Origin of the sequence: Paenibacillus solisilvae (assembly GCF_042656405.1) — a bacterium.
Taxonomy (GTDB): domain Bacteria; phylum Bacillota; class Bacilli; order Paenibacillales; family Paenibacillaceae; genus Paenibacillus_Z; species Paenibacillus_Z solisilvae.
The window spans coordinates 314,117-324,408 of sequence record NZ_JBHSOW010000080.1 but is presented as its reverse complement, the minus strand read 5'-3'; the positions used below and the strand labels follow the sequence as shown (position 1 = coordinate 324,408).

Here is a 10,292-nt window from a genome sequence, read left to right as displayed (position 1 = left end):
AATCGGTCGAGGGCTTATCCTACGCGTCTCATCACCGATGAGCGCAAGGCTCCGGGATTTACGTGAAACCGTGACAACTCAGCTAAATGTAACCAATCGCAAAGGTTCATATCCAGTTTTCAGGGCGTAAAGCTTTGAGCACCGATCATGGGGCAACTCAAGATCACGTTTGGTGGCGATGGCGAAGGGGATCCACGCGTTCCCATCTCGAACACGACCGTTAAGCCCTTCAGCGCCAATGGTACTTGGACCGCAGGGTCCTGGAAGAGTAGGACGTCGCCAAGCACGAACAACCGACCGCAGTCATGCGGTCGGTTTTTTGTTGTTTGCTTCCTTATCCTTATCCTCCGTAAATTTCATTTGCTCCGTACTGTTCCTGTCACTGTACTTCTTATATTTTGCTGGAGTTATGCCAGTCGCTTTCTTGAACATACGATGAAAATGAGGAAGACTTTCAAAACCGCTTTTCTCTGCGATAACGCTGATATTGTCATCAGATTGGAGAAGCAGCTCCTTAGCTAATACGATTCGCTTGGCAATAACATAATCCGTTACATTCATACCTGTCAACTGTTTGAAAACACGTGAGAAATGTGCAGCGCTGACGGATGCCCGTTCACTAAGAGCGGCTAGAGACAGTTCATTAACGGGATTTGAATCGATATATTGTAAAATTTGCCGCATCCATATGGGGCCGACGTTGAAATCTTCTTTGTAAACGGAATCAGGTGTATACCCCCGGTTAAGACATAAGAGAAGTTGTCCGAGATAAAGCAATGCAGCTTGTCTGTGACCAAGCTGTTGTTGTTCTTCTTCCTGATGAATAGCTTCAATTAAGCCTTCCAGCATATTGCGGTCTTGTTCAGCTATGACAAGCTTATAGCTCTTTAATTTCTTGGCATGCTCAAAGCAGCCAAGGCTCGAGTACACCTCGCCCAAATTGGCAGGCTGCATAATGAGCGGGACGAAGAACAGGGCGGAAGATGTCACTGGATCATAGGAGTCAGGGAATGCACGATGAATGGTATTTCCAGGTATCAGGAAGAGATCGCCTTTATTCATTTCATAAAAGGTGTGGTCAATGAAGAAAGTTCCGCATCCATGATAGACATAAACGATTTCATACCAATCATGGAAGTGATCAGGCAGTTCATCCTGAGGATGCTTTCTGTCTTTATGAACGAGCTCAAAGGGAAACTGACTCGTTGAATTAAATTGTTTTCGAATGGGATTCATTGATTCATACCTCCCCTCAAGTATTGATAAAGGTAATATATCAAAATAGAGTATGTTTAAGCAAATTTGCGTTATTTAATAATAATTAAACGTTCTTTATAATAAAGATAGCTACTTTAGAGGAGGTCTATAAGTGCGTATTGATGCTCATCAGCATTTTTGGAAAGTTGATCGAGGTGATTATGGTTGGATTACCCCGGCGCTTCCGGCGCTCTATCGGGATTATCTTCCGGAAGATTTGCTGCCGCATTTGAAGGAGCATCGCTTAGGAGGAACAATTGTCGTACAGGCAGCCACAACACTGGAAGAAACGGACTACCTGCTCTCCTTGGCGGATCTGGAGGATTCAATTCTTGGAGTCGTCGGATGGATAGATGTGAACGAAGATGATTATGTAAAACACGCTGAACGATTTTTGAATCATTCTAAATGCGTCGGATTTCGTATTATGATTCAAGAAATGGCAGATGCAAACCGGATTTTGGAGCCGAATTATGTCGAGGCTTTCAAGTGGTTTGCCAAGAAAGAGATTCCTATCGATCTGTTAGTCGTCTCTCATCAATTAGAGCCTCTCATTCAGCTATTGGATCAGGTACCTGACCTGCATGGCGTCATTGATCATATTGCGAAGCCGCGTATTGCCGATCAGGCGAGAGAACCATGGGCGACTCAAATGAAAGAGCTCGCGAAGCATCCAAACCTGTACTGCAAGCTATCGGGTATGGTAACGGAGGCGGATCACAAGCAGTGGAAGCCTGCTGATTTTACCTATTACATTCAGCATGTGCTTGAGCTGTTCGGGTCGCAAAGAGTGATGTTCGGCAGTGATTGGCCGGTGTGTCTGTTAGCGGCTAGTTATGATCAAGTGATGGATGTGCTGCTTGAGGCAATCCCTGAACATTGGTCAGATGAAGATAAAGAAAGGCTGTTCGGCCTTAATGCAAAGGAGTTTTATCGATGCTGAGCGGATTAAAATTAAACGGTACTATTCTGGATGAAGAGGCAAAGCAGCAGCTTAAGAAGCTTCAAGGTGACCCGATTCGGATTTTGCAGATTGGAGAAGGAAATTTCATTCGGGGATTTTTTGACTGGATGATTAGCGAATGCCGCAAGCAAGGGCTTTTTGACGGGAGTATAGCAGTTACGCAGCCCAGACCTTCCGGGAAAACGAAGATCGAGGAGCTTAGGGAGCAGGATGGCTTGTTCTCGCTGATTATTAGAGGGCTAGTGAAGGGAGAACCAGTAGAGAATAAGGAAATTATAAACGTTTTCGGAAAAGTGATCGATCCTTATACGGAGTGGGATGCCTTCTTATCTCTGGCAGAAAATGAAAGTCTGCAATTCGTAGTCTCGAATACAACTGAGGCAGGATTGGTTTATCGGGAAGAATCCTATGTAGAAGGCCAGCCTTTGTTATCTTTTCCAGGAAAAATCACCATGCTTCTATATCGCCGATATCTTGCATTTAATGGAGCTTCGGACCGGGGGCTTATCTTTTTGCCATGCGAGTTGATCGAGAGGAACGGGGATGTTCTCCGAGATTGTGTGCTGCGTTATGCCGGTGATTGGGAATTACCGGATGAGTTCAAAAGCTGGGTGATGAGTCACAACCGTTTTCTTAATTCTTTAGTTGATCGGATTGTGACGGGGCATCCAGGTGAAGTACAGGCCGGGGCGTGGTTTGAGGAGTGGGGCTACGGGGATAAGCTGGTCAGTACGGCGGAGCCTTATCATCTGTGGGCTATTGAAGGTGAGCCTGAGCTTGATAACCTCTTACCTCTGAGAAAGGCGGGACTTAACGTCCATTGGGTGGAGGATTTGAAGCCGTATCAGCTCCGTAAGGTTCGAATTCTCAATGGTGCTCATACGCTGATGACCACTATTGGAATCCTGTCTGATTTGGAGCATGTGCGTGAGCTGATGGAGCATGATGAGCTTGGAACCTTCATTCGCGATGCGATCGAAGAGGAAATCATACCGGCACTTCCACTGCCCTTGGATGAAATGAAGATTTATGCGGACTCGGTCATTGAGCGATATCTGAATCCCTATATTGTGCATCGATTATCAGATATTGCGATGAACAGTATATCTAAGTTCAGAGTAAGGCTTCTCCCGTCTATGATTCATTATAGAGATCAGGGGATTCCGATTCCTTCCCGTTTAACCCGGGGATTGGCAGGATTGCTCCGATATTATAAAGTGAAGCAAAATGAGCAGGGAGAAGGCTACTACGGGACAACATTCCGAGGTTCCAGTTATATGGTGCGCGATGAAATCGTATTACTGAAGCTGTTCGAGACTGTATGGTCAGAAAAGGAAGCTAAGGGTATTGGAATGCTTGAAACGGTAAAGAGGCTGCTTGCCAATGTTGATTTATGGGGACAGGACCTCTCACAATGGGACGGACTTGCAGAAGCGGTTAGCATTCAATTGACAGAGCTCGAAACGAGGGAGAGTTTATGAACAGCTGGATCAGACTTGCGAAGAATGACCATGTTATCGTCGCGCTGAAGGCATTCGCCAGCGGAGAGCTGCTTATCCTTGAGGATAATAAGGAGCTGATTATTAAGGATGATGTTCCGGAGGGCCATAAGATTGTTACAGCTTTTGTTCCCAAAGGTAATGATGTTCTGAAATTCGGCTATTCCATCGGAAAAGCAAAGGAGGATCTTGCTCCAGGAAGCTGGGTGCATACCCATAATCTCGAAACAGGCTTGAAAGGATTTCTTGATTATACGTATGAACCGGCAGCTGAAGCTCCAGCTCCTCCTAGTACGGGCAGACAGGGAGAACTTACATTCCAGGGTTTCGTTCGGCGCAATGGCGATGTTGGCATCCGCAATGAGATATGGATTATTAACACTGTTGGCTGCATCAACAAAACCTGCGAAACGATTGCAAAACGGGCGGATAATCTGTACCGAGGCCAAGTGGATGGGGTGTATCATTTCTCGCATCCTTTCGGCTGTTCGCAGCTTGGAGATGATCTGAAGCATACGCAGAAGCTTCTCGCATCTTTGGTTAATCATCCCAATGCTGGCGGTGTATTGGTTGTTGGTCTTGGCTGCGAGAATAATCAAATTGATTCCTTCAAGCAAGCGATTGGAGATTATGATCCTGAACGCGTGAAATTCATGAAGTCGCAAGAGGTTGACGATGAGCTTGAGGTCGGATTATCACTGGTGGAAGAGCTTGCAGGTTATGCAGAGCAATTCAAACGGCAGCAGGTTCCTGCCTCTAAGCTGAGGCTCGGTCTTAAATGCGGCGGCTCCGATGGATTGTCGGGCATAACAGCTAATCCGCTTGTGGGGATGGTATCGGATCGACTTATTGAAGCAGGCGGTACGGCAATTTTGACTGAGGTGCCGGAGATGTTTGGTGCGGAGAAAATTTTGATGAGCAGAGCGGCAGACCAGCAGGTATTTGAAGGTATTGTCGATTTGGTCAATAATTTCAAGCAATATTTTATCAAACATAATCAGGAGATATACGAGAACCCGTCTCCAGGTAACAAGGCCGGCGGCATAAGCACGCTGGAGGAGAAGTCACTTGGCTGCACGCAGAAGGGCGGGCATGCGATCGTGACCGACGTTATTCCATATGGTGAGCGGGTAAACAAGACAGGTCTGAATTTACTGGAAGCGCCGGGTAACGATCTCGTGTCGGTAACGGCTTTAGCAGCAGGAGGCGCGCATATCGTGCTCTTCACAACTGGAAGAGGAACGCCCTTCGGCGGGCCGGTGCCAACTGTGAAGATTGCTACAAATAACGGACTGGCGCAGCGGAAAAAGAATTGGATCGATTATAATGCGGGACAGCTGCTGGAGAACAAGAATATGAATGAGCTGACAGACGAGCTATGGGAGCAGATCCTAAGTCTTGCCTCAGGTGAAATGCTGACGAATAACGAGAAGAATGGGTACCGCGAGATCGCTATTTTTAAAGACGGGGTATTTCTATAGTCCGGGGGAGGTGCGAGCTGATTTGAGGTATAGAACGCTTGGGAAAACAGGGCTGGAAGTATCTGTTTTGAGCTTTGGGGCATCGTCGCTTGGCTCAGTCTTTCGGGAAACCAACGAAGCTGAATCGATACAGACGGTTCATGCTGCAATTGATGAGGGCATTAATTATATAGATGTTTCCCCCTATTATGGATTAACAAAGGCCGAGGCAGTGTTAGGCAAAGCATTGAACGAAATCCCACGGGACAAGTTCCTATTGTCGACTAAAGCCGGACGATACGGGATCGATGCGTTTGATTTTTCAGCGGGACGGATTGTAAGCAGTTTGGAGGAAAGTTTAGCGAGGCTTCATACCGATTATGTGGATATTCTTTATTTGCATGATATCGAGTTTGTTCCGGCGGACATTATTATTGAAGAAGCTCTGCCGGCACTCAATCAGCTGAAGCAGCAGGGGAAAATACGCTTCACAGGCATCTGCGGATTGCCGCTTGCTTTATTTGCGAAGGTGCTTCCGCTTGCTAATGTGGATGCTATTATTTCGTACTGCCATTATTCACTGAATGACACCTCGCTGCTCGGCTTGCTGCCGCTGCTTTCGGAGACAAATGTAGGCCTTGTAAATGCCTCACCATTATCAATGGGGCTTTTAAATACACGTCAAGTACCTGAATGGCATCCAGCCAGTAAGGAGATTCAGACCATTTGTAAACAGGCTGCGGAGTTCTGTGAGCAGAATGGAGCAGATATCTCCAAGCTGGCCGTCCAGTTCTCAACCGCTAACCCGCTCATTCCAACAACACTTGTAAGTACCGCTAATCCGGAAAACATTCACAAAAATGCGCAGTGGGTGAGCGACCCAATAGAGCAGGAGCTGTTGGCGGAGGTTCTCAAGATTCTGTCCCCGATTCATAATCAGTCTTGGTCAAGCGGAAGACCGGAATATAATGAGCAATGAGGTTGAAAGGTTCATTTTACGTGAGGAGGTGCAGCAGTGAAAGGAATTATTTGCGAGCAGGTCGATCAATTTAAGCTGATTGAAATGGAAGCTCCTTCTTATGTGCAGGGTGAAGCGATTATTCGTGTGAAGAGAATCGGCATTTGCGGTACGGACCTTCATGCTTATAAAGGCAACCAGCCTTTCTTCTCCTATCCGCGTGTTCTGGGACATGAACTGGCAGGTATGATTGAACAAATCGGAGAGAATGAAGCAGGGCTGAAGGCAGGAGATCAGGTGAGTGTGGTCCCCTATATGCACTGTGGGAGCTGTATTGCTTGCCTTAGAGGGAAGACGAACTGCTGTACGGATATGAAGGTGTTAGGCGTTCATATTGACGGGGGAATGAGAGAGCGCATTTCAGTTCCAACCAGCCATCTTATTAGGACGAATGATCTGACGCTGGATCAAACGGCCTTATTGGAGCCTCTTAGTATTGGAGCCCATGCGGTTAGACGCTCAGCGCTGCAGTCCGGGGATGCCGTACTCGTAATTGGCGCTGGACCGATAGGGCTTGGCGTTATGGCTTTTGCTAAGCATCGCGGGGCGAAGGTAATCGCAATGGATATCAATGAGGAGCGCTTAGCCTTTTGCCGGGAGTGGGCACAGGTGGATGAGACGGTTCTGGCACTGGATCAGCCGCTTGAACGCCTTACCGCTCTGCTGGGCGGTGATTTGCCGACAGTCGTGTTCGATGCGACGGGTAATGCCCGTTCGATGACGGGTGCTTTCCATTATACAGCGCATGGCGGAGTGCTCGTCTATGTCGGCTTAGTGAAAGCGGATATATCCTTTCACGATCCTGAGTTTCATAAGCGGGAATTGACGTTGATGGCAAGCCGTAATGCAACGAAGGAAGATTTTGACCTGGTAAGCGAAGTAGTTAGAAGCGGACAAATTGATGTGTCCCGCTATGTTTCTCATCGTGTAGGTTTCGAAGAAATGATTGATCATTTCGATAGCTGGCTGAAGCCGGAAAGTAAAGTGATTAAAGCGATGGTTGAGCTGTAGATGCGCGGCATTGGAGGTAAAATAAAGGCGGGTACATACATTTGTGTGTACCTGTTTTTTATGTTGAGTATTTTCTGGTATATGTGTTATATATCAAAGTTTCTACTTGACATGAAGCAGGGCAAAAAACCATTATCATTCACTTATTGAGTCAGAAAAACGAATCATTAGGAAGTAAGATTAGAGTTACATGTAGAAGTGGAAAATGAAGCGAACTCCCCCTACAATTCTAAGGTACAGGCACTTCTAGGCCGCCGCCTACATACACTGTAGAACAGTCTAATTGTCGAAGGTGGGAAGGTGGATTCCCGACTGCGTCATATCAGCATGGAGGTGGCTTTACGATGCCTGGAATTTTCACGACGATCGCATTATTCATTAAGCAGCTGTCGCTTCTTGTCTCTTACGTAAAGAACAATGCTTTTCCGCAGCCGCTTCACGAGGAAGAAGAAGTCAAGCATTTGCAGCTTATGGCTGAGGGCAATCAGCATTCGCGCAACCTGCTTATTGAGCACAATCTCCGTCTTGTTGCCCATATCGTCAAAAAGTTCGACAACACCGGTGAGGATCTGGAGGATCTGATCTCTATCGGAACGATCGGACTTATTAAAGCGATTGAGAGCTTTCAGCCGAATAAAGGAACCAAGCTGGCTACATTCGCCGCCCGTTGTATTGAGAACGAGATACTTATGCATTTGAGGTCACTGAAGAAAACCCGCAAGGACGTATCGCTGCATGATCCGATCGGAACGGACAAAGAAGGCAATGAAATCACGTTGATCGATATCCTTGGAACCGAAGCCGACGATATTGCGGACCGTGTGCAGCTTAAAATTGAGAAGAGCAAGATTTATAAAAATCTTGATATATTAGATGATCGTGAAAAAGAAGTCGTGGTTGGACGTTTTGGCTTGATTGCCGGCGGGGAAGAGCGGACGCAGCGTGAGATTGCCAAGGAGCTGGGCATCTCGCGGAGTTATGTGTCAAGGATTGAGAAGCGGGCGCTGATGAAGTTGTATCATGAGTTTTATAAGGCGAAGAGGTAATTGGGACCCCTTATGCGTACGAAAAGTTAAAGGAACAGGCTTCTGTCGATAGCAGATGCCTGTTTTTTTATGAAATCATTAAGATTATTTGGAATATGATCCGAATCAAGCAAGGCATGATCGTTCTTCATGTAAGGAAGGTAGAACGCAAGAAAAAGGTACAGATAGAACCAAAATTCGTAGCCGATCCATGGTATAAAATGTTTGAAAGATTGAGACATTAATTATTAATGCGCTCAGTCTTTTTCATTTTGCGGCTTTGTGGGCGACTTGGTATATTTCACTCCGTCCCCGGGCTGTCCAACTGCATGGGTGTCATGAGCGTTGTCGGGGCTTTTTCTCCAGATCGCATTGCTGCATGTGCTCAAACTGAAATACCATGCTCGTGTTCGGGTAGTCGTAATGTTGCATATCGAAGCGGCTTCAAGCGATTGACGGATCGCTTCCTTATCCATCCGGCGGTAGCGTTACGCATGCTGAAGGCGTGCAATGCGCCGACATCGGAACATATGAAGCCGGGCATGCTCCATTCCATTGTCCGCGCAGGAGCTCGGTGAGCAAGCTGGCGTCGGAAAGCTACAGGGACGTCGTCGATGGAACGATACGGTGATCTGACATGCCTTAATGACTCCCTTGATGTATACCTGCGGCTAATTCCAAAAAAAGATGGTTCATTAAGCTCTTATGCTGAGCTTGCTCGGATTAAGCGTCCTGTCGATTGGCGGACGATCATGCTGGTTGGCAACTTGACCTGGCGGTAATCGCCGGAGCCGGTCTCGATCTGTTCCACTATAAGTTTGCCAGCTTCGCGTCCCAGCTCGCGCTCCTGCTGGATGACGGCCGTCGGAGGAACGATAGCGAAATCGGGATGAACCACGTCGTCGAAAAAGACAACCGACAAATCCTCCGGAACCTTGATGCCGAGCCGACGGGCGGTTTGAATAACATGAGGGCTGAAATTGGATGATAATAAGGCCGACATATGCGGATTCGCGAGCAAAAACTGCTCGATAAGCTTGCTGACCTCCTCGTCGCTGCTGTTAATGGAGAGTCGCGTCATTTGAAGGCTCCTGTCGATGAGAATATGGCGGTCCTCCAGCGCCTGCTCATAGCCGGCAAGACGGTCCTCAATGCTTGACGTACCTTCCGCATTGGTCGAAATAAAGCCGATATGCCGGTGCCCGAGTTCATGGAGATGGTCAACGGCATTGATAGCGCCTTGAAAATTGTTGGAGCTGACCGAGTTCGTATCAATGCCCTTTAGCAGGCGGTCGAGCAGCACCAGCGGAAATTTGATTAACGTAAGCGATAAAATTTCATTGTTATATTTCTCACCTTCCACCGGGTAAATAATAAGTCCTTGGACGCCGTACTGCTGCATTTTCCGGATCTTCAATATTTCTTCCGCTTGGGAATCGTTTGTCTTGGAAAATAGAAGCCGGTAGCCGCTTTCGGACAAAGAATCTTCGATTCCGCTCAATATATTGGCGGTAAAGCTGTTATCGAGACGGGGCAGAAGAAAGCCGATCGTTTTCTTGGGGGGCGAAACGGATACGTCGGCAGCTTCGACAAGCAGGTCTCCTTGGCGGATCTCCGAGACGAACGTTCCTTTGCCCTGCTGTCTGGACACGATCCCGCGGTCCACCAGCTCGGTAAGAGCATTCTTGACTGTGATCCGGCTGACGTTGAATTGCTCGGCCAGCTCGTTCTCGGAAGGGATCCGGCTGAGCGGCTTCCAATTCTCGCTTATGATTTGGTCCAGGATGTAACTTTCGATTTTTTTATACATAGGTTTGAACTTCTTAGCCATAGGGATTATCTCCAATCCTTGATCTATATAGATTAAATATATATCAATAGATCAACTTATACAATTAGAATAATACTGTTTAGGTTATAATAACCAACAATTACAAGATCCCCGTTGTGATTGGGAATATAGTTATTTTAGTTGTGCATGGCTGCGCTCTTTGACAAATAAACATCTTAAATAACTTGTATCAAAAAATTAACATTTACATTAAAAAATAAGTTGTT

8 protein-coding genes and 1 rRNA gene are annotated in these 10,292 nt (G+C 46.9%); 7 read left to right on the top strand and 2 right to left on the bottom strand.

Going from position 1 to position 10,292, the window contains the following annotated elements; all coding sequences use genetic code 11:
* Positions 1-168: 168 nt before the first annotated feature.
* Positions 169-285 (top strand): 5S ribosomal RNA (gene rrf / locus ACFPYJ_RS22560).
* An 18-nt stretch (positions 286-303) separates the two neighbouring features.
* On the opposite strand, the gene ACFPYJ_RS22555 is transcribed toward rrf, so the two are convergent.
* Positions 304-1,236 carry an AraC family transcriptional regulator gene (locus ACFPYJ_RS22555; RefSeq protein WP_379190472.1) on the bottom strand — a complete coding sequence of 311 codons (933 nt, stop codon included), beginning with the start codon at positions 1,234-1,236 and terminating at the stop codon, positions 304-306.
* Positions 1,237-1,369: 133 nt separating this feature from the next.
* On the opposite strand from ACFPYJ_RS22555, the gene ACFPYJ_RS22550 reads away from it, so the two are divergent.
* The 6 genes from ACFPYJ_RS22550 (at position 1,370) to sigK (ending at position 8,255) form a co-directional block, all read left to right on the top strand.
* Positions 1,370-2,200, top strand: a complete 831-nt coding sequence (locus ACFPYJ_RS22550) for an amidohydrolase family protein (protein ID WP_379190471.1) — start codon at positions 1,370-1,372, stop codon at positions 2,198-2,200.
* Positions 2,194-3,702 (top strand): tagaturonate reductase, encoded by a 1,509-nt coding sequence (locus ACFPYJ_RS22545; protein WP_379190470.1) that lies wholly within the window; start codon positions 2,194-2,196, stop codon positions 3,700-3,702. The genes ACFPYJ_RS22550 and ACFPYJ_RS22545 overlap by 7 nt, the downstream gene beginning before the upstream one ends.
* The gene (locus tag ACFPYJ_RS22540; protein WP_379190469.1) at positions 3,699-5,201 is read left to right on the top strand and encodes a UxaA family hydrolase; all 1,503 of its coding nucleotides are present in this window, start codon (positions 3,699-3,701) and stop codon (positions 5,199-5,201) included. Before ACFPYJ_RS22545 ends, ACFPYJ_RS22540 begins: the two co-directional genes overlap by 4 nt.
* A gap of 22 nt (positions 5,202-5,223) precedes the next feature.
* Entirely contained in the window at positions 5,224-6,159 is a 936-nt protein-coding gene (locus ACFPYJ_RS22535) for an aldo/keto reductase (protein ID WP_379190468.1), read from the top strand.
* A gap of 36 nt (positions 6,160-6,195) precedes the next feature.
* Positions 6,196-7,209 (top strand): zinc-binding alcohol dehydrogenase family protein, encoded by a 1,014-nt coding sequence (locus tag ACFPYJ_RS22530; RefSeq protein WP_379190467.1) that lies wholly within the window; start codon positions 6,196-6,198, stop codon positions 7,207-7,209.
* Positions 7,210-7,553: 344 nt separating this feature from the next.
* Positions 7,554-8,255, top strand: coding sequence for an RNA polymerase sporulation sigma factor SigK (gene sigK, locus ACFPYJ_RS22525; RefSeq protein ID WP_379190466.1), 702 nt, complete (start codon positions 7,554-7,556; stop codon positions 8,253-8,255).
* 682 nt (positions 8,256-8,937) lie between these two features.
* Here the strand turns inward: sigK and ACFPYJ_RS22520 are convergent.
* Positions 8,938-10,065: a GntR family transcriptional regulator gene (locus ACFPYJ_RS22520; RefSeq protein WP_379190465.1), complete on the bottom strand. Its 1,128-nt coding sequence runs from the start codon at positions 10,063-10,065 to the stop codon at positions 8,938-8,940.
* Between the last annotated feature and the right edge of the window lie 227 nt (positions 10,066-10,292).